At 63.4% G+C, this 21,396-nt stretch carries 20 protein-coding genes; 11 read left to right on the top strand and 9 right to left on the bottom strand.

All coding sequences use genetic code 11. The annotated features are described in order from the left end of the window. Nucleotides 1-72: 72 nt before the first annotated feature. Both EK16_RS09330 and EK16_RS09325 read right to left on the bottom strand, forming a co-directional pair. Nucleotides 73-798: an ABC transporter ATP-binding protein gene (locus tag EK16_RS09330; RefSeq protein ID WP_038036527.1), complete on the bottom strand. Its 726-nt coding sequence runs from the start codon at nucleotides 796-798 to the stop codon at nucleotides 73-75. Continuing rightward, the gene (locus tag EK16_RS09325; protein WP_081910447.1) at nucleotides 795-1,652 is read right to left on the bottom strand and encodes an ABC transporter ATP-binding protein; all 858 of its coding nucleotides are present in this window, start codon (nucleotides 1,650-1,652) and stop codon (nucleotides 795-797) included. Before EK16_RS09325 ends, EK16_RS09330 begins: the two co-directional genes overlap by 4 nt. A 221-nt stretch (nucleotides 1,653-1,873) precedes the next feature. Here EK16_RS09325 and EK16_RS09320 point away from each other — a divergent pair, with 221 nt between their 5' ends. The 3 genes from EK16_RS09320 (at nucleotide 1,874) to rpmG (ending at nucleotide 4,287) form a co-directional block, all read left to right on the top strand. Then, nucleotides 1,874-3,022, top strand: coding sequence for a carboxylate-amine ligase (locus tag EK16_RS09320; protein ID WP_038036526.1), 1,149 nt, complete (start codon nucleotides 1,874-1,876; stop codon nucleotides 3,020-3,022). Further along, entirely contained in the window at nucleotides 3,015-3,944 is a 930-nt protein-coding gene (locus EK16_RS09315; protein WP_051929182.1) for a YihY family inner membrane protein, read from the top strand. Before EK16_RS09320 ends, EK16_RS09315 begins: the two co-directional genes overlap by 8 nt. A 175-nt stretch (nucleotides 3,945-4,119) precedes the next feature. Beyond that, on the top strand, nucleotides 4,120-4,287 hold the full coding sequence (gene rpmG / locus EK16_RS09310) for a 50S ribosomal protein L33 (RefSeq protein ID WP_038036525.1): 168 nt from the start codon (nucleotides 4,120-4,122) through the stop codon (nucleotides 4,285-4,287). A 498-nt stretch (nucleotides 4,288-4,785) separates the two neighbouring features. Here the strand turns inward: rpmG and EK16_RS09305 are convergent, their stop codons facing one another. Together EK16_RS09305 and EK16_RS09300 are read right to left on the bottom strand one after the other, a co-directional pair. Next, nucleotides 4,786-6,156, bottom strand: coding sequence for a PleD family two-component system response regulator (locus EK16_RS09305; protein ID WP_038036524.1), 1,371 nt, complete (start codon nucleotides 6,154-6,156; stop codon nucleotides 4,786-4,788). 3 nt (nucleotides 6,157-6,159) lie between these two features. Beyond that, nucleotides 6,160-6,585, bottom strand: coding sequence for a response regulator (locus tag EK16_RS09300; protein ID WP_051929199.1), 426 nt, complete (start codon nucleotides 6,583-6,585; stop codon nucleotides 6,160-6,162). Between the two features lie 232 nt (nucleotides 6,586-6,817). Here EK16_RS09300 and EK16_RS09295 point away from each other — a divergent pair, with 232 nt between their 5' ends. The 4 genes from EK16_RS09295 to EK16_RS09280 are packed head-to-tail and all read left to right on the top strand — an operon-like array spanning nucleotide 6,818 to nucleotide 10,198. Further along, the gene (locus tag EK16_RS09295; RefSeq protein ID WP_051929181.1) at nucleotides 6,818-7,102 is read left to right on the top strand and encodes a DUF3572 family protein; all 285 of its coding nucleotides are present in this window, start codon (nucleotides 6,818-6,820) and stop codon (nucleotides 7,100-7,102) included. Between the two features lie 8 nt (nucleotides 7,103-7,110). Next, nucleotides 7,111-7,902 carry an HAD family hydrolase gene (locus EK16_RS11590; RefSeq protein ID WP_156098552.1) on the top strand — a complete coding sequence of 264 codons (792 nt, stop codon included), beginning with the start codon at nucleotides 7,111-7,113 and terminating at the stop codon, nucleotides 7,900-7,902. A 9-nt stretch (nucleotides 7,903-7,911) separates the two neighbouring features. Further along, complete coding sequence (locus EK16_RS09285) at nucleotides 7,912-8,874, top strand: ROK family protein (protein WP_038036522.1); 963 nt, start codon at nucleotides 7,912-7,914, stop codon at nucleotides 8,872-8,874. Next, nucleotides 8,858-10,198: a DNA polymerase IV gene (locus EK16_RS09280; protein WP_038036521.1), complete on the top strand. Its 1,341-nt coding sequence runs from the start codon at nucleotides 8,858-8,860 to the stop codon at nucleotides 10,196-10,198. The genes EK16_RS09285 and EK16_RS09280 overlap by 17 nt, the downstream gene beginning before the upstream one ends. Before the next feature lie 55 nt (nucleotides 10,199-10,253). On the opposite strand, the gene EK16_RS09275 is transcribed toward EK16_RS09280, so the two are convergent. After that, nucleotides 10,254-11,219, bottom strand: a complete 966-nt coding sequence (locus tag EK16_RS09275; RefSeq protein WP_038036519.1) for an EipB family protein — start codon at nucleotides 11,217-11,219, stop codon at nucleotides 10,254-10,256. Between the two features lie 84 nt (nucleotides 11,220-11,303). Here EK16_RS09275 and EK16_RS09270 point away from each other — a divergent pair, with 84 nt between their 5' ends. Further along, complete coding sequence (locus EK16_RS09270; protein WP_369793093.1) at nucleotides 11,304-12,275, top strand: 2-hydroxyacid dehydrogenase; 972 nt, start codon at nucleotides 11,304-11,306, stop codon at nucleotides 12,273-12,275. Nucleotides 12,276-12,333: 58 nt separating this feature from the next. Here EK16_RS09270 and EK16_RS09265 read toward each other — a convergent pair whose 3' ends face one another. After that, nucleotides 12,334-13,701 carry a glutamine synthetase family protein gene (locus tag EK16_RS09265; RefSeq protein ID WP_231573661.1) on the bottom strand — a complete coding sequence of 456 codons (1,368 nt, stop codon included), beginning with the start codon at nucleotides 13,699-13,701 and terminating at the stop codon, nucleotides 12,334-12,336. Nucleotides 13,702-13,874: 173 nt separating this feature from the next. Between EK16_RS09265 and EK16_RS09260 the strand changes: the two genes are divergently transcribed. Together EK16_RS09260 and EK16_RS09255 are read left to right on the top strand one after the other, a co-directional pair. Continuing rightward, nucleotides 13,875-15,185, top strand: coding sequence for an NAD(P)/FAD-dependent oxidoreductase (locus tag EK16_RS09260; protein WP_051929179.1), 1,311 nt, complete (start codon nucleotides 13,875-13,877; stop codon nucleotides 15,183-15,185). A 109-nt stretch (nucleotides 15,186-15,294) separates the two neighbouring features. Beyond that, a complete protein-coding gene (locus tag EK16_RS09255; RefSeq protein WP_051929178.1) occupies nucleotides 15,295-16,446 on the top strand; it encodes a polysaccharide biosynthesis/export family protein in 1,152 nt (383 codons plus the stop codon). 239 nt (nucleotides 16,447-16,685) lie between these two features. On the opposite strand, the gene EK16_RS09250 is transcribed toward EK16_RS09255, so the two are convergent. The 3 genes from EK16_RS09250 to EK16_RS09240 all read right to left on the bottom strand — a co-directional run bounded on the left by EK16_RS09250 (nucleotide 16,686) and on the right by EK16_RS09240 (nucleotide 19,554). Then, on the bottom strand, nucleotides 16,686-17,666 hold the full coding sequence (locus tag EK16_RS09250; RefSeq protein WP_231573660.1) for a ubiquinone anaerobic biosynthesis protein UbiV: 981 nt from the start codon (nucleotides 17,664-17,666) through the stop codon (nucleotides 16,686-16,688). Nucleotides 17,667-17,746: 80 nt separating this feature from the next. After that, on the bottom strand, nucleotides 17,747-18,736 hold the full coding sequence (locus EK16_RS09245) for a ubiquinone anaerobic biosynthesis protein UbiU (RefSeq protein WP_038036615.1): 990 nt from the start codon (nucleotides 18,734-18,736) through the stop codon (nucleotides 17,747-17,749). Nucleotides 18,737-18,882: 146 nt separating this feature from the next. Then, the gene (locus EK16_RS09240) at nucleotides 18,883-19,554 is read right to left on the bottom strand and encodes a ubiquinone anaerobic biosynthesis accessory factor UbiT (protein WP_051929177.1); all 672 of its coding nucleotides are present in this window, start codon (nucleotides 19,552-19,554) and stop codon (nucleotides 18,883-18,885) included. 244 nt (nucleotides 19,555-19,798) lie between these two features. Between EK16_RS09240 and EK16_RS09235 the strand changes: the two genes are divergently transcribed. Then, nucleotides 19,799-21,388, top strand: coding sequence for a UbiD family decarboxylase (locus EK16_RS09235; RefSeq protein ID WP_081910446.1), 1,590 nt, complete (start codon nucleotides 19,799-19,801; stop codon nucleotides 21,386-21,388). Nucleotides 21,389-21,396: the final 8 nt, after the last annotated feature.

Below are 21,396 nucleotides of genomic sequence, written 5' to 3'. Positions count from 1 at the left end.
AGGCGCAGACAAGAATCCGGAGATCGGCGGGCGCAGGGCGTGAATGACTACGCGCGTTTTTCAAGGTCGCACTCACGCCTCCTCGGGCGTGCGGCCGCCAAGGAAGCTTTCCGCCACCTGCGGATCGGCCAGCAGGGCTGCGCCCGTGCCGGTATGGAGATTGCGGCCGGAGGCGATGATGAAACCGACATCAGCGATGGCCAGCGCCTGCCTGGCGTTCTGTTCCACCATGAGCACGGTCACCCCCGTGGCATTGACCGCCCGCACCTGATCGAAGATCTCGTTCATGTATTTCGGTGACAGCCCGGCGGTGGGCTCATCCAGCAACAGCAGGCGCGGCTCGGTCATCAGCGCCCGGCCCATGGCCACCATCTGCCGCTGTCCGCCGGAAAGCTCACCGGCGGGCTGTTCCGCCTTTTCGCGCAAGGGCGGAAAAATAGAGAAAATGCGCTCAATATGCGGCTCCAGATCGTCGCTGCGGATGAAGCCGCCCATCTCCAGATTTTCCCGCACCGTGAGCGAGGGAAAGACATTGTGTTCCTGCGGCACGAAAGAAAGCCCGCGGCGCACCAGTTTTTCCGGGGCAAGGCCGGTGATGTCGGCATCATCAAGAAAGATGCGGCCGCCTGTGATGGTCACAAGGCCGAATATGGCCTTAAGCAGCGTGGACTTGCCCGCACCGTTGGGCCCGGCGATGACGCCGATCTGCCCCCTGGCGAGGGAAAGATCCACACCTTTCAGGATATCGGCGCCGCCATAGCCGCCGTGCAGATCCTGAATTTCAAGCAGCGCGCTCATGCCCTGCCCTCCCTCTGCGTGCCGGGCGCAGCGCTGGGGGCGCTTTCTTTCGCTGCCGCTTCAAGGGAAACAGCATGGGGCTCACCCATGGGATCGCCGCCGAAATAGGCCTCGATCACGCGGGGATCCTTGCGCAGCTCGGCAAGCGTGCCGGTGCGCAACACCCGGCCGCGCACCATGCAGATCACCGGATCACAGAGGGCGCCGATCATGTCCATGTCATGCTCGATGACGAAAAAGGTATAGTCCGCCTCGCGATTGAGGCGGCGGATGGCCGCAAGCAGCTCCTTGAGCAAGGTGCGGTTCACGCCGGCGGCGATCTCATCCAGCAGGACGATGCGCGCCTCGGTCATCATGGTGCGGCCCAGTTCCAGAAGCTTCTTCTGACCGCCGGAGAGATTGCCGGCCGCTTCGTGCATCACATGGGAAAGATTGAGAAAATCCAGAACCTCGCGGGCACGGGCGCGCACCTCCGCCTCCCGATCGCGCACCAGCGAGGGGCGAAACCAGGTGGCCAGCAGGCTCTCGCCGGGCTGATGCGGCGGCACGACCATGAGATTTTCCAGCGCGGTCATGGATGTGAAGGCATGGGGAATCTGAAAGGTGCGCACAAGCCCCCTGTGAAAGAGCACATGGGCGGGAAGGCCGGTGATGTCCTCACCGTCAAGAAGGATCCTGCCCGCGTCCGGACGATAGAGCCCGGCGATGATGTTGAACAGCGTGGTCTTGCCGGCGCCATTGGGGCCGATGAGGCCGGTGATCGAGCCTGCCTCCACCTTCAGCGAACAGTGATCGACGGCGCGCACGCCCCCGAAACTCAAGGACACGTCGATCACCTCCAGCGCGGCCGACATGGGCGCCCATCCTCCAGCCTTGTGACATGCCAAACGTCCCGCTCGCTGGAACCACATTTCCCGCCCCGCAGCAAGGGGAAAATGCGGCGATGCGGCGCAGAAAGCGCCTTGACGCTTGCCAGCGGCGGCAGCCCTTCGCCTATACTTTTCCCGTTACGGGCCCGGCAGAGCGGCTTAAGAAGAACAGGCGGCACACCATTCAAGCGGCGGATGACGGACGGATGACCCTGCGCGAACCCAGCTTCACCATCGGCATTGAGGAAGAATACCTGCTTGTGGACAGAAAAAGCCGCGATCTTGTGCGCGAGGCGCCGAAAGGGCTGATGGAGGAAGCTGAAAAAGAACTTTCCGGACAGGTCTCGCCGGAATTCCTGCAATGCCAGATCGAGGTGGAAACCCGCGTCTGCCGCACCGTGGCGGAAGCCCGCGCCGATCTGCACCGGCTGCGCACAAAGCTGGGCGCTCTGGCCGAAAAGCACGGCCTTGCGCCGATTGCCGCCTCCACCCATCCCTTTGCCGACTGGTCGCGCCAGCACTTCACGCCCAAGGAGCGCTATCTCGAACTGGCGCGGGACTTACAGGGCGTGGGCCAGCGCATGCTCATCTGCGGCATGCATGTGCATGTGGGTGTGGAGGATGAGGATCTGCGCATCGACATTTTCAACCAGCTTTCCTATTTCCTGCCGCACCTGCTGGCGCTGTCCACCTCCTCGCCCTTCTGGCAGGGGCGTGATACGGGGCTGAAGTCCTATCGCCTCACCATATTCGACAATCTGCCGCGCACCGGGCTTCCGCCCACCTTCGATTCCTGGGCGGAATATCAGCGGGCGGTGAATGCGCTGGTCAACGTGGGCATCATCGAGGACGCCACCAAGATCTGGTGGGATCTGAGGCCCTCGGCGCGCTTTCCCACTCTGGAGGTGCGCATTTGCGATGTGTGCACCTGGCTGGATGATGCGATGTCCATCGCCGCCATGGTGCAATGCCTGGTGCGCATGCTCTACCGGCTGCGGCGCGACAATCAGCGCTGGCGGCAGTATGACCGCTTTCTCATCAACGAAAACCGCTGGCGGGCGCAGCGCTATGGCATGGACGAGGGGCTGATCGATTTCGGGCGCGGCACGCTCGTGCCCTATGCGGAGCTGCTGGAAGAGCTGCAGGAGCTTCTGGCCGAGGATGCCGCCGCCCTGGGCTGCACGCGGGAGCTGGCAGCGGCCAGCGACATTCTCTCCCGCGGCAGCAGCGCCGACCGGCAGCGGGCCACCTATGAAGCGGCGCGAAAAGCGGGCGCCAGCCATGAGGACGCCCTGCGCGCGGTGGTGGACAGGCTGATTGCGGAAACGGTGGCCGATCATCCCGATCATGCATGAAAGGCAGACATCCCGCAAAGGCGCCCCGGCCAGGGAACGGGCGGATGACGCCATCCTGAGCCACAAAAGCCGTTCGCGCCGGGCCTATGTGCGCTGGCGGCAGGTGCGCCGGCTTCTCAACAATGCCTGGGCCTTTCTTTCCGGCTTTCTCAGGGCGCTGTTCGATGCCCGCCTGGAGCACTATGCCGCCTCTTTGAGCTGGAGCACGCTGTTTGCGCTCATTCCGCTGATCGTGGTGATGACGGCGGTGCTCTCCTCCCTGCCCCTGTTTGAGGACCTGAAGGCCGATTTGGAGCGGCAGGCCTATGCCTTCCTGCTGCCGGAAAAGGCCGCGGCGGTGCGCACCTGGCTTGATCGCTTCACGGCCAATGCTAGCGCGCTGGGCTGGCTGGGCGTGGCCTATGTGACCCTGACCGTGGTGCTGTTCGTGCGCACGTTCGATTTCATCGTCAACGACATCTGCGAGGCGCCCATCCGCAACCCCTGGCAGATCGTGCGCGATTATGGCCTGCTCATCCTGGCCATCCCTTTACTGGCGGGCTCAGCCTATGCCGTTTCGGTGCAGCTGGATGCCTGGCTGGGCGGCCATACGCTCACCCGCTGGATCCACCCTTTGAGCATTCTGCCCTGGCTTCTCGTATGGGGCGCCTTCTTCCTGCTTTATGCCCGCGCGCCCAACCGGCGCATGGACATGCGGGCGGTGGCGATCAGCTCCTTTCTGGCCGCACTGGTGTGGAGCGCCACGCGCTGGCTGTTCGTGCTCTATGTCTCGCGCTCGCAGACTTACGAGAGCATCTACGGCAGCGTGGCCTCGGCCCTGTTCTTTCTTCTGTGGATTCACCTTTCCTGGGCCACCTTTCTCTATGGCCTGAAATTCTGCCGCCTGCTGGAGCGGCAGCTTCAGGGCGATGATGCGCATTGATGCACCCATTCCCGGCGTCGAGTGTCTTCGTGCGCTCCGATCCGCGACAGGCAGGTATTGACTTGCGCATCAGCTTGGGCGATACGCTGCGCAACAGTTCGCACGCCCGCCGGGGCGGCGGGGTGGTGAGGTTTTGTCTGTCGGCAAACGGCAGAAGAGGCAGGAGATTCAAGCCATGGCCAAAGCAACAACCATCAAGATCAAGCTGGTGAGCTCCGCCGGCACGGGCTATTATTACGTGACCAAGAAGAACACCCGCAACATCACCGGCAAGCTGGTGAAGCGCAAGTATGATCCCGTGGTGCGCAAGCACGTGGAATTCCGCGAGGCGAAGATCAAGTAAGCCGCCCGCGCCAGAAGCGGATCAGAATCCGGATGGGAAAAGGGCCGACGCTTGTCTGAAAGCGCCGGCCCTTTTGCTTGACTCTCCCCAACGACGGCCGGATGCCCCCCGGCATGAGGTGGCCAGTCCGCGGCGGTCCATCATGTCCGCCCATGACGGACTGGCCGGCCTGCCATGGAGTTTGCGGGTGATGCGGCGGAACCCGCAATGGCAGGCATCACGGCCCGAATGCACAGCCGCCTGTTTCATGGCGCGACACCCGGGCGTTTGCTCCCCATTGAAGCAAGAGGCATGCCAAGTTTTGCGGAAAAAAGGCCTGAAGCTGCACACTACACGACACACCGTTTCCATCTTTCTCGTCACCCCGTAGATCAGCCGGGGTCTCGGGCCACAAACGCATGAATCAATGGCCTGAGATACCGGCTTTCGCCGGTATGACGATGGGGGTGTCGTGTAGTATGCTGAAGCTGCCAGACGCGGGCTTAAGAGCCCAACGTGTCAGGCCGCGTGCAGGACAACGCGGTTGCGCCCGGCGTTCTTGGCCTCATAAAGAGCCTCATCGGCGCGCTTGAGGATGGACTCCAGCGTATCATCCGAGCGCTCAAAGCCGGCCACGCCGATCGATGTTGTCACATTCAGGGACAGGGGCTCCTCAGGCGTGCCCACCTGGAACGGCTCTTCGGCAATGGCGATGCGCAGGCGTTCGGCCACGCGCTGGGCAATATCCACAGGCGTGCCCGGCAGCAGCACCACGAACTCCTCACCACCAATGCGGCAAACGATATCGAGCCGGCGCACATGCGCCTTCAAGCGGCGGGCCAGCTCCTGCAGCACGCGGTCGCCGACATCATGACCATATTCGTCGTTGATGCGCTTGAAGTGATCCAGATCCAGCATGAGCAGTGAAAAGGCCTTGCCGCGATTGGCTGCCTCGTCCACCAGCGCCTCGCCATGGGTGGTCATGTAACGGCGGTTGTAAAGGCCGGTGAGCGGATCGGTGACGGACAGCGCAATGGAGCGGCGCACGTTCTCGCGCAGCTTACGGGTGTAGCGCGAACGGCGGATCTGGGTGTTGACGCGGGCCAGCGTCTCCTGCGGATCGATGGGGCGCATGAGATAGTCGTTCACGCCCAGCTCCAGCGCCTTGGCCAGGCGTGCGGTATCATCAGGGTCGATGATGATGAGGATGGGCACCTGCCGCGTCGCCTCCAGCGAGCGGAACTGCGAGCACAGCCTGAGGCCGTCGTAGCTCTCCATGTCCATGTTGACCATGATGAGCTCATAATCGTGGCGCTCCACCTCCTCCAGGGCCTTGAGGGGATCATTGACGAAATCGAGATGATGATGCCCCTCCAGCGCCGCCTTGACCCGGCCATAGAGGCGCTCACGATCGTCCACGAACAGGATGCGGCCGGGGCGCTTCTCCTCCTCCTCGGAGAGCAGCGGGCGGCCGCCCATGCCTTCGGACGCGCCGCGGGCAAGCAGCTCATCCATGAGCATCTTCAGCCGCACAAGCGACTTCACCCGCGAGAACAGGGCGATGTCGTTGACCGGCTTGGTGAGGAAATCATCCGCCCCCGCCTCCAGCCCGCGCACCTTGTCCTCGGGCTGATCGAGCGCGGTGACCATGATCACCGGAATGTGCTGGGTCTCGGGATTGGACTTGATGCGGCGGCAGACCTCCAGCCCGTCCATGCCCGGCATCATCACATCGAGCAGCACGATATCCGGCTTGATGCGCTGCACCTTTTCCAGCGCATCAATGCCGTTCATGGCCGTGGCCACCTCGAAGTATTCCGACTGCAGCTTGGCCTCCAGCAGGCGGACGTTGGCCAGGATATCGTCAACGACGAGCACACGGGCGCTCATGGATCAGCTCCCTCCCTGCTCGTCGCGTCCTTCCAGGAAACGGCGCACCGTCTCCAGGAATTCCGTGACCGTGATCGGTTTGGACATGTAGGCTTCGCAGCCGGATTCGCGAATGCGCTCCTGATCGCCCTTCATGGCGAAGGCCGTGACCGCGATGACCGGAATATGGCGAAGGCTCTCATCCTCCTTCAGCCACTTGATGACATCCGTTCCCGGCACTTCCGGCAGCTGAATGTCCATGATGATGAGATCAGGCCGGTGTGCGCGCGCCAGATCGAGCGCGCTCAAGCCATCGCGCGTCTGGATCACTTCATATCCCTGGGATTCGAGCAGGTCGTTGAAGAGCTTCATGTTGAGCTCGTTGTCCTCCACCACGAGGACCTTCCTTGCCCGATTCCCGGTCGTGCCGGCCTTCGACGTCTCTGCCATGGGAATCAACCCCATCCCCGGGCACGCAGATCACTCAATCACACACACCCGCATGCGCCACCCTGCACAAACAGGCGCAAGAAGGGCGAATCGGCCCTTCCGCGCATCCGTTGCGATGGTTGCAGAGATTCCTCACCAATAGCTTAACCGGCGCGTCATCTGCGATTGACCGGAAGCGGGGACAATCGCTAATGGTTAACAGACGTTTCAAGGCACAAGGTTTCTAACGGCGATGACCACCCTGCCCGATCGCGAGACCGCCCAGGTGCTGGCCCTGCGGGCGGTGGAATGGCTTTTGCGCGATCCATACAGAAGCGGCCGCTTTGAGGCCAGCACCGGCATGCCGCTTCTGGCGCTGAAAGAGCAACTGGATGATGACGCCACCCTGGCGGCGGTGCTGGAGTATCTTCTCGGTGACGAATCCCTGCTTTTGTCCTTCGTCGCCGACATGGATATCGAGGCGGACATGCCGCGCCTTTCCTGGATGCGGCTGAGCGGCACCCGCGATGCATGGTGAACAGGAGAATGACCATATCCCGCAAAGCTTCCTCGCGCCCCAGGCTGGCCGCTTTGCTTTTTCGCCTCGGCCGGGGTGCGCGCTCCTTATTGCGGGCGCGATGGCCCGATGGCGTCACCATGCGCCAGATCCGCGCCATCGATCTTGCGCCGGGGCGGCCGCTTCTGATCTGTGATGTGGATGAGGTAACGCTGCATTTCATCCGCGGCTTTGAGGCCTGGCTTGCCGAGCAGGATCTCTATCTTGCGCCGGATTCCTGGTCCATTGAGGGCAACGTGCGCCGCATGAAAGACGGCAAGGCCTTGAGCACGCCTGTGGTGCGTGCGCTCGTTGAACGCTTCTTCAAGGAGCGCATTCACGATCTCGACCCCATTGCCGGCGCTGCGGAAAGCCTGGCCGATCTGGAACAGGCCGGGGCGCAGATCGTGCTGCTCACCAATCTGCCGCATGCATACCATGAGCCGCGGCGGCGCAATCTTCTGCGCCATGGGTTTCCCTGGCCGCTGGTGACCAACAGCGGGCCAAAGGGCCCGGCGGTGCGGGCCCTGGCGGCAAAGGTGCAGGCGCCATGCGCCTTCATCGATGATCATGCCGAATTCCTGGAGTCCGCCGGGCGGCATGTGCCATCGGCGGGGCTTGTGCATTTCCTGCATGATGCGCGTTTTGCCCGCCATGCCGCCTGTCCGGCGCATCCGCATGTGCGCGTGCATGACTGGCGCGCGGCGCACGCCCATGTGTCGCACCTGTTGGGCCGGCCCCAAAAAGTCGCACGTCAGGTGCGGCCGGCGGCGAGACGATGAGGCGCGATCATGTCCGTTACCGCTTCACAGAATTTGCGCATCGGCATCGACCTTGGCGGCACCAAGATCGCCTGCGTGGTGATGGATGGGCAGGGAGCCATTGTGCATGAAGGGCGCCGCGCCACACCGAAGGGGGATTATCACGGCGTCATTGCCGCCATTGCCGCACTCGTTCATGAAGCGGAACATGCCGTTCTTTCCGGCGCGGGCAAGGCGGAGGCGCCCCTGCCGGTGGGTATCGGCATGCCCGGCTCCATCTCGCCGGTGACGGGACGGGTGCAGAACGCCAATTCCACCTGGCTGAACGGACAGGACTTCGGCCGCGATCTTGAAACCGCCCTGAAACGGCCGGTGCGGCTGGCCAATGATGCCAACTGCCTTGCCCTGTCGGAAGCCACGGATGGGGCCGCGGCCGGTGCGCGCACCGTCTTTGGCGTGATCATCGGCACCGGTTGCGGCGGCGGGCTTGTGGTCGATGGGCGGATCATCGGCGGACACAACCGCATCGGCGGTGAATGGGGGCACAATCCCCTGCCCTGGATGACCGAAGAGGATCTGCCGGCGCCGCGATGCTGGTGCGGCCGCACAGGCTGCCTGGAAACCTATGTCTCGGGAAGCGGCCTTGAGCGCGATTTTGCCGAGGCCAGCGGCCGGCGGCTGACCGGCGAGGAGATTGCCGCGGCAGCGCGCGCGGGCGACAAGGACGCCAATGCCGCGCTTGAGCGCCTGGCGGACAGGCTGGCGCGCGGGCTTGCGCATGTGGTGAACATCTTCGATCCGGAGGTGATCGTGCTCGGCGGCGGGCTTTCTGCCCTGCCCCATCTTTACGAAACGGTGCCGGCGCGCATGAGGCCCCATATTTTCGCCGATGAACCGCGCGTGAATCTCAAGCCGCCGCGCTTCGGGCCGGCCTCCGGCGTGCGCGGGGCGGCGCGGCTGTGGGACATTGCCGGCGATGACTGGATCTTCTGATACCAGAATTTCGAGCGAACGCGACGCACCCGTTCAGGGGTTCTGTCGCGATTGCGATCATATCCTCGATCTGCCAGGCAAGAGCGCCGCAAGCGCCATGGATCGCTGCCCGCGCTGTCATTCACCGCGCGTGGTTATGGCACCCGGGCTGTTTGCCCTGACGGTGGCGCATGTGGATTGCGATGCCTTTTTCGCCAACATCGAAAAGCGCGACCGACCGGACTTGCGGGACAAGCCGGTGGTGGTGGGCGGCGTGGGCGAGCGCGGCGTTGTGGCCGCCGCCTGCTATCTGGCCCGGACATGGGGCATTCGTTCGGCCATGCCGATGGTGACGGCGCGGCGGCTGTGTCCCGACCTGGTGGTGTTGCCGCCGGACCGGGAGAAGTATGCGCGCGAGGGGGCGCGTATCGCGGCGATGATGCATGAGATCACGCCGCTTGTGGAGCGCATTTCCATTGACGAGGCCTTTCTCGACCTGTCCGGCACCGAGCGGCTGCACGGCGTGCCGCCGGCGCTGATGCTGGCACGCCTTGCCCGCCGGGTGGAGCGGGAGACAGGGCTGACCATCTCCATCGGCCTGTCCTTCAACAAGTTTCTGGCCAAGATGGCCTCGGATCTGGACAAGCCGCGCGGCTTTGCCGTCATCGACCGCGAAGGCGCGCAGGACTTCCTCGACGGGCTGAAGGTGGAGGAGCTGTGGGGCGTGGGCCCGGCGGCTGCACGCACGCTGAAGAAACACGGCATCACCACGGTGCGAAGCTTGCGCGAACGGGACAAGGGCTGGCTGCTTGCCCGTTTCGGCAAGTGGGGGCTGCATCTTTACGAGGTGGCGCGCGGCATCGATCCGCGCCCCGTGGTGCCCCATCACGAACCAAAGAGCATCTCCGCGGAAACCACCTTCGCCGAGGATGTTGCGGATGCCTGGATGCTGAAAGCCACGCTGTGGCATCTGTCGCGCAAGGTGATGAAACGGGCGCTCAAAAAGGGCAAGGGCGGGCATGTGGTCATGGTCAAGGTGCGCCTTGCCGATTTCGAAACCCATACCGCGCAAACGCATCTTAACGAGCCAACGCTTCTGGCCGGGCGCATCTTTGCCGCCGCCCTGCCCCTGATGGAACGGCTGCGGCAGGGGCGGGCCTGCCGCCTGATCGGTTGCGGCATTGCCGAACTTGTGGACATGGATGAGGCGATGCTCACCCGCTCGCTGGATGCGCGGGCGGAAAAGCTGGCCCGGGCCGAGCTGGCCATGGAGCGCCTGCGCGCACGCTTCGGTTCCGCCGCCATCGACAAGGGCCTGGGGCTTTCGGGAAAACGGATTGACTAAACGGGGCAATTGCTCAGGTGCTTAGGCCGCCCGTTTCACGTAAGGATTCATGCGCTCATTGTCCGGATGGTTTGCAGGCCGTCTCCTTTTCCTGCGGATAGGGCCTGACCTCCACCAGCGTGCCTTTCAGCGCATAGTCGCCGTAATCGAGAAGTATTTCCGAAAGCACGCCGTTGGCATGCAGGCGGAAGCTCACCTGATAGCGCGGCACACCGACATCCCGCCCCGCCTTGTCCTCATAATAGGCGAGTGAAACCGGCCAGGCCGGCAGATTGCCCGTCTCGGGCAGGCCGGGCACACCCTGCACCGACGGATCCTGCCGCATGGGCGGGCCGATGACGGCCACCACCTTGCGGGCGCGGCCATCGGCAAAGCCTTCATAGACGCGATAGGTGAGATAGCGCCTGCCCGCCTGCGCCGCCTTCAGCAGATGTCGTGTGGCCTGTATGGGAAAGAGGGTATCGCCGGGCAGCTCGAAGGTGTTGGTATCCGGGCGCTCGAAGTCCAGGCGCACCGTGCCGGTTTCGGGATCACGTTCCGCTTTCAGGCGGATATCCTCCACCTTGGCGCCATTGACGAAGCGAATGCTCTCATACGTCATGCGGCTGCCGTCCGCCGTTTCTTCCGTTCGATCGCGGGCGTCGGTAAGACGGCTGCCGCGGCGGCGGAAGGTCATCTCGATGACCATGCGGGTTCTGCTCGTCCACTTCGTGCAGGGGCTGCCCTGAATATCAAAGACGATGCGACCGTTGCCCGCGGTCATCCCTGTGCGGTGCGCGGCGCGGGCAAGGGAGAAATCATAAACGGCAAGATGAGGCAGAAGCCCCGGCAGGCTCTCAGCCTCAGGCGCTGTCGATGGCGCAGATTTCTTCGGCGGCCTGATGATGGTGACAGCGCCATCATCCTGCCCTGCCTGAATCTTTCCGGCCGGCGCGGCCGCAGCCATGGAGAGCAGATGCGCGGCGATGAAACCTGCGCCAAATGTGATGGCGGCCGTGCGCTTGATGCCCGAGGTGTGCATGCGTTAACCTTTTGTTCGCATCCCTTCCGATCCGTCCGCAAGCATAAGGGGATCTTTGCGCATGACAAGCCCGGGGCAGGCAGCATGATGAAAGGCCACAAACCACGCATCCTGCTGACGCGGCGCTATCCGGCGCGGGTGGAGGCCGCGCTTGCCGAACTGTTTGAAACGGTTGAAAATCCCGAGGACAGGCGCCTTTCCGCGGATGAGATCATCGCGCAGGCGGTGGGATGTGACGGCCTGCTCGTCTGCCCCACCGAGCGCATGACAGCGCAGGTCATAAACGCCCTGCCCGAGAGCGTGCGCATCATTGCCACCTTCTCCGTGGGCTATGATCACATCGATCTTGAGGCGGCCCGTACGCGGGGCATCGTGGTTACGCACACGCCGGAGGTGCTCACCGACGCCACCGCCGATGTGGCCATGTTGCTGCTGCTGGGTGCGGCGCGCGGCGCCTATTGGGGCGAGCGCATGGTGCGCGAAGGGCGCTGGGGCGCCTGGGCCCCCACCCATCCCTTGGGGATCGACGTGAGCGGCCGGCGCCTTGGCATCATCGGCATGGGGCACATCGGCCGCGCCCTGGCCAAACGGGCGCGCGCCTTTGACATGGACATCCATTATCACAACCGGCGCCGGCTGCCGCCGGAACTGGAGGGCGATGCCATCTGGCACGAAACCCTGGAAGAGATGCTGCCTCTTTGCGATTTCCTCTCGCTCAACTGTGCTTCCACGCCGGAGACGCGCGGCATTCTCAATGCCGAAACCATCGCCCTGCTGCCCAAGGGCGCGGTGGTGATCAATACCGCGCGCGGCGATCTTGTTGATGACGATGCCCTGATCGCCGCCCTGCAAAGCGGGCATGTGGCGGCGGCGGGGCTGGATGTCTTCAACAATGAGCCGGATATCGATCCGCGCTATCGGGAGCTTGAGAATGTCTTCCTGCTGCCGCATCTGGGCTCGGCCACACCGCGCACGCGCGAGGCCATGGGCTTTCGCGCGCTTGATAACTTGCGCGCCTTCTTCGAGGGCCGCGAGCCGCCCGATAGACTGGTTTGAACGCCTCTGTGCGAGCAAATACGAATTTTATTGAATCTTCAAAGCGTTACAGCCATTTTCAGACATTGAGTATCAGGTGTTCGCGCTCCCAGGAGGAAATGACGCGGCGCCACTGGTCCAGCTCCGCCTCCTTTACGCCGATATAGGCCTCCACGAAGCGCTCGCCCAGCATCTGCTTGAGCGGCCTGGCATGGGAAAGGCGGGAAAGCGACTCCTCCAGCGTCAGCGGCAGGGCATGGGCATAGCGATAGCAGGAGCCCTCAACCGGATCGCTGGGCTTTATCTTCTCCTTCAGGCCAAGAAGGCCGCATGCTAAAGAGACGGCAATGGCGAGATAGGGATTGGCGTCCGCTCCCGGCACGCGATGCTCGATGCGCATGTTCTCCGGATTGGCCCGTGGCGCGCGCAAGGGGGCGGTGCGGTTGTCAAAGCCCCAGTGGGTGGTGGTGGGCGCATCCGAGAAGGGCACCAGGCGCCGGTAGGAATTCACATTGGGCGCAAAGAAGGGCATGGCCGCCGCCATGTAGCGCTGCAGGCCGCCGATGTAATGCAGAAAGCGGGCTGAGGGGCGGCCGCTGGCGGTGGCGAAGATATTGCGCCCGGTCTTGGCATCGAGGATCGACTGATGGATATGCATGGCCGAGCCGGGTTCGTTCTCATGCGGCTTGGCCATGAAGGTGGCGTAAATGCCATTGAGGATGGCGGCCTGACGCACGGTGCGCTTGAACCGCATCACCTGATCGGCAAGCTCCAGCGGATCGCCGTGATTGAAGTTGATCTCCAGCTGGGCGGGGCCGGATTCGTGGCTGATGGTGTCGATGTCGATGCCCTGAATCTCGCAATATTCGTAGATGTCCTCGACCACCTCGTCGAAATCGTTGGCGGCATCAACACCATAGGCCTGCCCGGCCGCCTCCTCGCGGCCGCTGATGCCCACGGCCGGCTCCAGCGGATAGTCGGGATCGCGATTCTGCTTGACGAGATAGAACTCCAGCTCCGGCGCCACCACCGGCTTCAACCCGCGCTTTTCGTACTCCTTTAGGATGCGCTTCAGCACCTGCCGCGGAGCGATGTCCACCGGCTTGCCGTCGGCATATTCCACATCGCAGATGACCGAGGCGGTGGGATTGTCATGCCAGGGCACACGGCGCAAGGTGGCGAGATCCGGCTTCATGACCAGATCGATGGAGGCCGGATGCGTCACCGTTGGCTGCGGCCAGTAGCGGCCGGTGACGGTGAGGATGAACAGCTCCTCCGGGATGCGCAGGGCCTCCTCCGCCACGCCTTTCAGGAACTTGGAAGCGGGCAGGATCTTGCCGCGGGGCACGCCGGTCATGTCCGGCACCAGACATTCCACCTCATCAATTTCGTTTCCGGACAACCAGGCGTGATGATCATCAACGGGCATGAAGGCATCCTCGGTCATGGCGGATCTTCGCTCTTTGCGCTTGCAGATGGCCCCTCCCCTCTCACACGGCGGCGCGCGCCGCCTTGTCTCTGCCGGGAAATTGGGCCACTGAATGAAATCCCTACCGTGAAGATAGTTCCCGGGGGGCAGGGAACAAGGTTTTTTGCGCACCTTTGAGGAGAAAACGGGCCATGGCGCCTTCTTCAGCAACGCTTGGCGTTCTCGACGCGCTCACCTGGTATCGGGCCACGCTTGGCGAAGCGCCTTCCCACGCTCCCTTGCGTAAGGATCTGCGGGTGGACGTGGCCATCATCGGCGCCGGGCTCACCGGGCTTTCGGCGGCGCTTGACCTTGCGGAACAGGGGGTGCGCACCGCGGTTCTTGAAGCCGGTCCCATCGGCTGGGGCGCAACCGGGCGCAACGGCGGGCAGATCTGCACCGGCTATACCGTCTCCATGAAATCCTTCGAGAAACACCTGGGCCGGCACGGCGCGCAGGAGACCTTCGCCATCAGCGAGGAGGCCAAGGCGCTCATCCGCGAACGCTGCGAAAAGTACGACATCGACTGCGCGCTGGCCTGGGGCTATCTCATCTGCGCCAACAAGCCTTCGCAGATGGACGACCTGAAGGAATGGGCGGAGGAACTTGCCGCCTATGGCTATGACCGCTGCCGGATCATCGACAAGGCGACGCTGGAGGCAGAGCACCTGGGCAGCCGTGTCTATCACGGCGCTTTAGTGGATCCCGGTGCGGGGCATTTTCATCCGCTCAAATACGCCTACGGGCTGGCGCGGGCGGCGGAAGAGGCGGGCGCGCGCATTTTCGAGCATTCGCCGGTTCTTGAAGTGGAAGAAGAGCGGGATGGCGGCATCGTGCTGTCGTGCGCGGAAGGCCATGTGCGCTGCGATCATCTCATCATCGCCGCCAATGCCTATCTCGGCCGGCTTTTCCCGCGCCTGGCCCGGCGCATCCTGCCGGTGGCAAGCTACGTGATCGCCACCGAACCTCTGGGCGAAGAACGCGCCCGCGGCCTGATCAAACGCAACGAGGCGGTGGCGGACGCCAATTTCGTGGTGGACTATTTTCGCCTTACGCCGGATCATCGCCTGCTCTTCGGCGGGCGCTGCTCCTATACGGGCTGGCACCCGAAGGACCTTGCCGCCTTCATGCGCCCGCGCATGCTGCGCGTGTTTCCGCAGCTTGCCGATGCGGAGATCGATTTCGCCTGGGGCGGGCACATCGCCATCACCATGAACCGCATGCCGGATGCCGGCATCCTGGGCCGGCAGGGGCGCATTCTCTATGCCCAGGGCTATTCGGGCCAGGGGGTTGCGCTTTCCGGCATGATGGGGCGGCTGATGGCGGAACGCATTCTTGGCATGTCAAATCGTTTTGAACTTTTTACGCGAATCAGACACATCCCCTTCCCCGGCGGCGTGTTGAGACGACCGACCCATGCTCTTGGCATGTTGTATTACCGCCTGAAAGACCTTGTGGGTTGAAAAACCTCTTGGAAAATTCTTCATTCAATTCTATCATGCCTTGCAAAAATCATATTCGTGATCATGTGGTCGCGATCTTGCACGTGGGGGTTAACGGGGGATTTCATCGATGGCATCCGCCATGCGGCTGTTGCTTGCGCTCGGGGCTGCGCTGCTGCTCGCAGCGTGCGGGGCCGTTATACCTTCCGAAGGGCCTTCGGCTGGCAGCATCGTCAAGGAGGCTTCCGTCAGATCCGAGAAGGCGGATGATTATCTCATCATCCCGGTTTCTTCCGAGACGATCACCACACAATTGCGATTCGAGGAAAAAGGCCTCTATGCCACGTTTGGCAACCGCGGCAGGCGTGCCTACACCAATCGGATCGGCGTTGGCGATGTTCTGCAGATCAACATCTGGGAAGCGGCGGAAGGAGGCCTGTTTTCCACCGCCGACACCAAGGGCACGCAGCTGCCGCCCATCAAGGTCAACGAAAAGGGGTATATTTCCATCCCCTTCGTCGGCGTGATCAAGGCGGCCGGGCTCACGCCGCTTCAGCTGCAGAGGCGTATCGAAAAGGCTCTCTCCGGCAAGGCCATCTCGCCGCAGGTGCTCGTGAACATCACGCGCAACCGTTCCAATACGGTGGTGGTGAACGGTGATGTGCGCAAACCGGGCAAGTATGAGATCTCGCTGAAAGGCGACCGCGTGCTCGACATGATCGCCGCCGCCGGCGGTGCGGCCGGGCCGGCGCGCGAGACCATGCTCACCCTGATTCGTGGCAAAAAGCGGGCGGTTCAGAATCTCAAGAAGGTGATCAGCGATCCTTCGGAAAATATCTATGTGCAGCCCGGGGATCAGATCTATCTTTCGCACAATCCGCAGACCTACACTGCGCTCGGCGCGGTGAGCAAGACCGGGGAATATGCCTTCGACAAGGACAGGGTCAACCTCATGGAAGCGGTGGCGCGCGCCGGCGGCCTGCTTGATGATCGCGCCAGCCCGCGGGGTGTGTTCCTGTTCCGCTTTGAAAGGAATCATGTGCTGAAGGCCATGGGCTATGACCGGGATCAGCTCAATCCCACCGGGGTCACGCCCGTGGTCTATCTCGTTGATTTCAGCAAGCCCAAGGCCTTCTTCCTGGCGCAGGGCTTCCTGATGCGGGACAACGATGTCGTCTATGTGGCCAATTCCGTGAGCACGGATCTCATGAAGTTCCTCGAACTGCTCAACGCCACGACATCGGCGGTGCGGGGCACGGTGGCGACGGCCAAGCAGTTCTGAACGGGCATGATCGCATGCGTTCCGGGGGCGGACTCTCCGTGCGCTTTTTCACATGATCTGGCGTTGGGTTTCCATGATCTGGCATTTGGCGCCCTGCCCCGATGCAGAGAGCCCAAACGGACATTCACCTTCTCATGAACTTTCATTCCGCCCGCCATTCCGCGCCCCCGCTTTGGCGAGCCAGCATGATGACTGAACGAAGCGCTCGCGCAAGGTGAACCGAGCGGTTTCCTCGGCTGTCAGGCAGGATCAGGCTTCAGCCAGGCGGCACCGGGCTGGCCGTGGAAATAGCCGTTGGCGAAAGGAAAGGGAAGTTTCAGCGCCTCAAGGCGGGCCAGGCCTTCCGCCACCGCCATGTTCTCATCGGCAACGGCACGGAAAATGGCAGCCACCTCGGCCATGTCACAGGTGGCATGGGGGGATAAACGCAGCACGGAGACGCCCATATCCTTCAGCAGTGGAATCTCGCCCAGCAGGTTGAGGCAGGCATAGGAGAGCGTCTGAATGCCATTGACGGCGAGGAAGGGTTCCTCATCCAGGGTTTTCAGCGGCAGGCCGTCCGGATCCTCCCCGCAGACATAACGGCAACCGTCCTTGGGCAGGCCATGGCTGCGGGCATGATAACAGCGGGCGGAGAGCGCCAGCGGCATGCGGCCGAAGGCGAACACCTCCGCCTCAACGCCGATATCGGTCATGGCGGGCACAAGCGCGCTCAAGGCCTGCCGGCCCAACTCCGGCGGCAGGCAGATGCGCACCGCGCCCAGATGGGCAAGTTCCTTCACCGTCAGCGCATTATAGGTGTTCACGAAGGGGCCGATGACGAAGCGGCGCCCGGCAAGCCTGGCCAGGGCTGTCAAGTCATTGGCCTCGATGATGAGCGCGCCTTCACCCTCCCCGCCTTCATCGGCCGTTTCCTCCGAAGCAGAAGCCTCCCCGGCCATGGCGGTGATGCTGTCGATAAGGCTGCGTTCATTGCGGTTCATGGCCAGGGCCAGGGCGGAGAGCACCACCTGTTTGCCCGAAGCGAACAGGCGCTCGATCACCTCGGCCATGTAAGGCTCGAAGAAAGGATGCCGCTTGGCGCAGACCACCTCGCCCACATGCACGATGTCCACATCCTCAACATCAGCAAGACGGAAATGAAAATCGCGCCACTGTTCCGGCGCCCAGTTGAAGAGCACCGGTCCTGAGGCGATGCGCATGCGCTTGCGTGCCGGCATGGTGTTCTTGTTCCTTGTTTGCTCCGCTTGTTTTTTCACAGGCTTGCGGCGTTGCCCTCCGGCCCTGTTCTTCCAGCCGCCTAGCGCCATGTCTTGCGATAAACCCCTTCCGTCTGGCGGCTGCCCTCGCTGAGATCGGACAAGGCATCGGTTGCGGCCGCTGCCGGTTCGCCGCCGGTGCCCAGCGCATCAACAGCGCGGCGAAAATCGCTCACCACCTTACGCACATAGGCGCGCGAGCGCTGGCGGCCCTCGATCTTCAGGGCGGTGACGCCGGCATTGACAAGCTCGCGCAAGAGCGAGGCGGCGTTGAGGCTGGTGGGTTCCTCAAAGACGTAGAAAGGCCGGCCGGCCACCTCGAAACGGCCCTTGCACAGGGTGGGATAGCCCGCCTTCTCGCCGGGTGCGAAGCGGTTGATGGTGAAATCCCCCAGGCGGGAGACGAGAGCGCCGTCGGCCTCCTCGCGATAGGCAACATGCGAAGGCGGCGAACAGACACCGTTCATGTTGGGCGACTTGCCGGTGGCGTAAGAAGAGAGCAGACAGCGCCCCTCGGCCATGACACACAAGCCCCCGAAGACGAAGACTTCCGTTTCGCAGGCGATCTCGCGATTGAGATCGGCGATTTCCGGCAGGGTCAGCACGCGCGGCAGCACCACGCGCTTGATGCCATAGCGCTCGATGAGGAAGTTGATCGCCTCCGGCGTGGAAGCCGAGGCCTGCACCGACAGATGCAGACGCTGCGCGGGATGGGCTTCAGCGGCGTAGGCGAGCACGCCCAGATCGGCAAGGATGAGGGCATCGGCACCGGCGGCAACGGCATCATCCACCGCCCGCTGCCAGAGGTCCTCACGCCCGGCCTGGGCAAAGGTGTTGATGGCCACCAAAACCTTTGCCCCGCGCGCGTGGGCATAGGCGATGCCGTCTTCCAGTTCCGCGCGGGAGAAATTGAGGCCGGGAAAGTTGCGGGCATTGGTCTCGTCACGAAAGCCGCAATAGACGGCATGGGCCCCGGCATCCACCGCATCGCGCAGGGCCGCCGGCGTTCCCGCCGGGCAAACAAGCTCCAGCGCCGGTTTTCCGCCCGGGTGCTTCTGTTGGCTAGCTGCGGCGTTGATGGTCATGAACCTGCCTGTTCTCCCTCTTTCCTCTCACGATGCGTTTGGGCCATGCCCCTGTCTGTCCTCTTTCAGTGATACATGGTGCTTGAAAAACCTCAGGCGCGGGCCGTGGCCTTATCGCCATTTTGTGTATCCGCCCCGGCCTTGAGCCGCTCAAGCTGCGTGAGCGCCCGGCGCAGCCCCTCAAACAGGGCAACGGCCGCCGGACGCAGCCGCCGCATGGCCCCGGAAAGCGGGCCGAAAGCGGCCTCGAATTCCTCGAAAAGATCAAGTGCGGCATCATCGAGCGCATTGCGCAGGGCCAGTACCGCCTCGGTATCGCCCTCGATGACGATATCCCGGGTAAAAAACAGGGCATCGCCATCGGCCTCGCCCTGGGCCATGGCGAGAAGAGCGAGCGCAGGCCCGCGCACCGCCGCCTGCCACGGCACCGGCGCGCCGCGGTTTTTCATGATAAGCAGCGGTCGCTTCGGCGAGGGCACCAGCATGAGCACGAAAGGCAGATCGACGGGATCGATGAGAAAACGGCGCTCGCCATAATCGCCAAGCCGCTCGAACATCTCCGGATGCCGCTTCAGAAGCGACGTCACGAAAGCCTGCAGGAGCGGCGCCATGAGAAAGCCCGGAGGCGGCGGCAGGCGCCTGACAAGGCCGGGCAGGCGCAAGGGCTTTTGGTTTTCGCTGCGGGCCTCGGGCGCGCCATCGAGCGCATCGCCTGGCCCTGTCTGCGCTTTCCCGCCCGGGGGTGGATAGAGATCATCAAGCATTGAAGGCGTTCCCCCATCCTTCCCTGTGGCACTTATAGCCAGAATATCCGCCCGGTCACTTGGGGGCGGTCTCTCATGCGGTTTTCGGCAGAGGATGCGGGCGGGTCAAGCGTGAAGAGCTTGACGCACGTCATTGAATGCGCGGTTTTGGCGGATCATGCATGGGCCGTTGTGGCCTGATTAGGCTGCAACATCGCCTCTTCTCACATAATGACGTCTGAGCCTTGACAATTGAGCCTTTCTCATGCGCCGCACCCTGCCCCGGTTTGATGATCTGCGTGCCTTTCTCTCCTTCCTTGAGGACAAGGGCCAGCTTGTGCGCATCGATTCGCCGATTTCAGCGCAGCTAGAGATCACCGAACTGCACAGGCGCCTGATCGCGGCGGGCGGGCCTGCGGCCATTCTGCAGGCGGTGAAGACCGGGAACGGCCAGTGTGACGCCATGCCGGTGGTGATCAATCCCTTCGGCACGGTGGAGCGCACGGCCTGGGCTCTTGGCGTTGAGCCTGATGCCTTGCGCGACCTGGGCAGGACGCTTGCCGTCCTGCGCCAGCCCAGGCCACCGCGGGGCAAGGGTGCTGCCGGCGAGGGCATGAACCTGATCCGGGCGCTTCTCTCCTCGCGGCCGCGCATCGTGCGGCGGGCGCCCTCTCAGGTGGTGATCTGGAAAAATTCCGATGTCGATCTTTCCCGGCTGCCGGTGCAGACCTGCTGGCCCGGGGAACCGGCGCCGCTGATCACCTGGCCGCTGGTGATCACGCGCGCCCATGGCAGCGACGCCAACGATCCCGCCGCCTACAATCTCGGCGTTTATCGCATGCAGGTGCTGGGGCCTGACAAGGCGATCGTGCGCTGGCTGGCCCATCGCGGCGGCGCGCAGCATTTCCGCACCTGGCAGGCGGCGGGCGAGGACATGCCAATCGCGGTGGCAATCGGGGCCGATCCCGCCACGATCATGGCCGCAGTCACCCCTGTGCCGGAAACGGTGGGCGAATATGCCTTTGCCGGGCTCTTGCGCGGCGGGCGCGGCAGGCTGGCGCCGGCGGTGAGTCAGCCGATGCTGGTGCCGGCATCGGCCGAAATCGTGCTGGAGGGGCGGGTGTCGATCTCGGAAGAGGCCATGGAAGGCCCCTATGGCGATCACACCGGCTATTACAACGCCGCCGCCCCCTATCCGGTGATGCACATCAGCGCCATCACCCTGCGCAGCGATCCGCTCTATCTCACCACCTACACGGGGCGGCCGCCGGATGAGCCCTCGGTGATGGCCGCCGCTCTCAATGATGTGTTCCTGCCGCTTTTGCAGCAGCACTTTCCGGAAATCGTCGATTTCTGGCTGCCGCCGGAGGGCTGCTCCTATCGCATCGGCGTGGCCAGCATTCGCAAGGCCTATCCCGGGCATGCCCGCCGCCTGATGCTGGGGCTGTGGAGCGTGCTGCCGCAGTTTTCCTATACCAAGCTGCTGATCGTGGTGGATGACGACATCGACGCCCGCAGCTGGGATGACGTGATGTGGGCGGTCTCCACGCGCTTTGATCCGTCGCGTGATCTCATAACCCTGTCCGATACGCCCATTGATGCGCTGGATTTCGCCTCGCCCCGCGAAGGGCTGGGCGGCAAGATGGGGATCGATGCCACGACCAAGATCGGAGCGGAGACCGATCGCGCATGGGGGCGTGTGCTGAAGATGGATGCCGCCGTTGAGCGCCGTGTCGATGCCCTGATCGATGCGCTGAACCTGAGCTTGCGGAAAGGGGATCCGTTTGCGGCATCACGGGCGCATTCGCCCTTGCGCGAGGATAAGCGGCGCACAAAGAGCAGGGGCGCACCATGAACACGAAG

The sequence above is a fragment of the Thermopetrobacter sp. TC1 genome, assembly GCF_000746275.1.
Taxonomy (GTDB): Bacteria; Pseudomonadota; Alphaproteobacteria; order Rhizobiales; family Aestuariivirgaceae; genus Thermopetrobacter.
Note: the sequence above shows the minus strand (reverse complement) of the source record. Positions and strands in the feature narration are given on the sequence as shown.

Bases quoted from the DNA above. Each gene is read 5' to 3' on its own strand.
- EK16_RS09330 (WP_038036527.1), bottom strand. From the start codon at position 798: ATGAGCGCGCTGCTTGAAATTCAGGATCTGCACGGCGGCTATGGCGGC.
- EK16_RS09325 (WP_081910447.1), bottom strand. From the start codon at position 1,652: ATGTCGGCCGCGCTGGAGGTGATCGACGTGTCCTTGAGTTTCGGGGGC.
- EK16_RS09320 (WP_038036526.1), top strand. From the start codon at position 1,874: ATGACCCTGCGCGAACCCAGCTTCACCATCGGCATTGAGGAAGAATAC.
- EK16_RS09315 (WP_051929182.1), top strand. From the start codon at position 3,015: ATGCATGAAAGGCAGACATCCCGCAAAGGCGCCCCGGCCAGGGAACGG.
- rpmG (WP_038036525.1), top strand. From the start codon at position 4,120: ATGGCCAAAGCAACAACCATCAAGATCAAGCTGGTGAGCTCCGCCGGC.
- EK16_RS09305 (WP_038036524.1), bottom strand. From the start codon at position 6,156: ATGAGCGCCCGTGTGCTCGTCGTTGACGATATCCTGGCCAACGTCCGC.
- EK16_RS09300 (WP_051929199.1), bottom strand. From the start codon at position 6,585: ATGGCAGAGACGTCGAAGGCCGGCACGACCGGGAATCGGGCAAGGAAG.
- EK16_RS09295 (WP_051929181.1), top strand. From the start codon at position 6,818: ATGACCACCCTGCCCGATCGCGAGACCGCCCAGGTGCTGGCCCTGCGG.
- EK16_RS11590 (WP_156098552.1), top strand. From the start codon at position 7,111: ATGACCATATCCCGCAAAGCTTCCTCGCGCCCCAGGCTGGCCGCTTTG.
- EK16_RS09285 (WP_038036522.1), top strand. From the start codon at position 7,912: ATGTCCGTTACCGCTTCACAGAATTTGCGCATCGGCATCGACCTTGGC.
- EK16_RS09280 (WP_038036521.1), top strand. From the start codon at position 8,858: ATGACTGGATCTTCTGATACCAGAATTTCGAGCGAACGCGACGCACCC.
- EK16_RS09275 (WP_038036519.1), bottom strand. From the start codon at position 11,219: ATGCACACCTCGGGCATCAAGCGCACGGCCGCCATCACATTTGGCGCA.
- EK16_RS09270 (WP_369793093.1), top strand. From the start codon at position 11,304: ATGATGAAAGGCCACAAACCACGCATCCTGCTGACGCGGCGCTATCCG.
- EK16_RS09265 (WP_231573661.1), bottom strand. From the start codon at position 13,701: ATGACCGAGGATGCCTTCATGCCCGTTGATGATCATCACGCCTGGTTG.
- EK16_RS09260 (WP_051929179.1), top strand. From the start codon at position 13,875: ATGGCGCCTTCTTCAGCAACGCTTGGCGTTCTCGACGCGCTCACCTGG.
- EK16_RS09255 (WP_051929178.1), top strand. From the start codon at position 15,295: ATGGCATCCGCCATGCGGCTGTTGCTTGCGCTCGGGGCTGCGCTGCTG.
- EK16_RS09250 (WP_231573660.1), bottom strand. From the start codon at position 17,666: ATGCCGGCACGCAAGCGCATGCGCATCGCCTCAGGACCGGTGCTCTTC.
- EK16_RS09240 (WP_051929177.1), bottom strand. From the start codon at position 19,554: ATGCTTGATGATCTCTATCCACCCCCGGGCGGGAAAGCGCAGACAGGG.
- EK16_RS09235 (WP_081910446.1), top strand. From the start codon at position 19,799: ATGCGCCGCACCCTGCCCCGGTTTGATGATCTGCGTGCCTTTCTCTCC.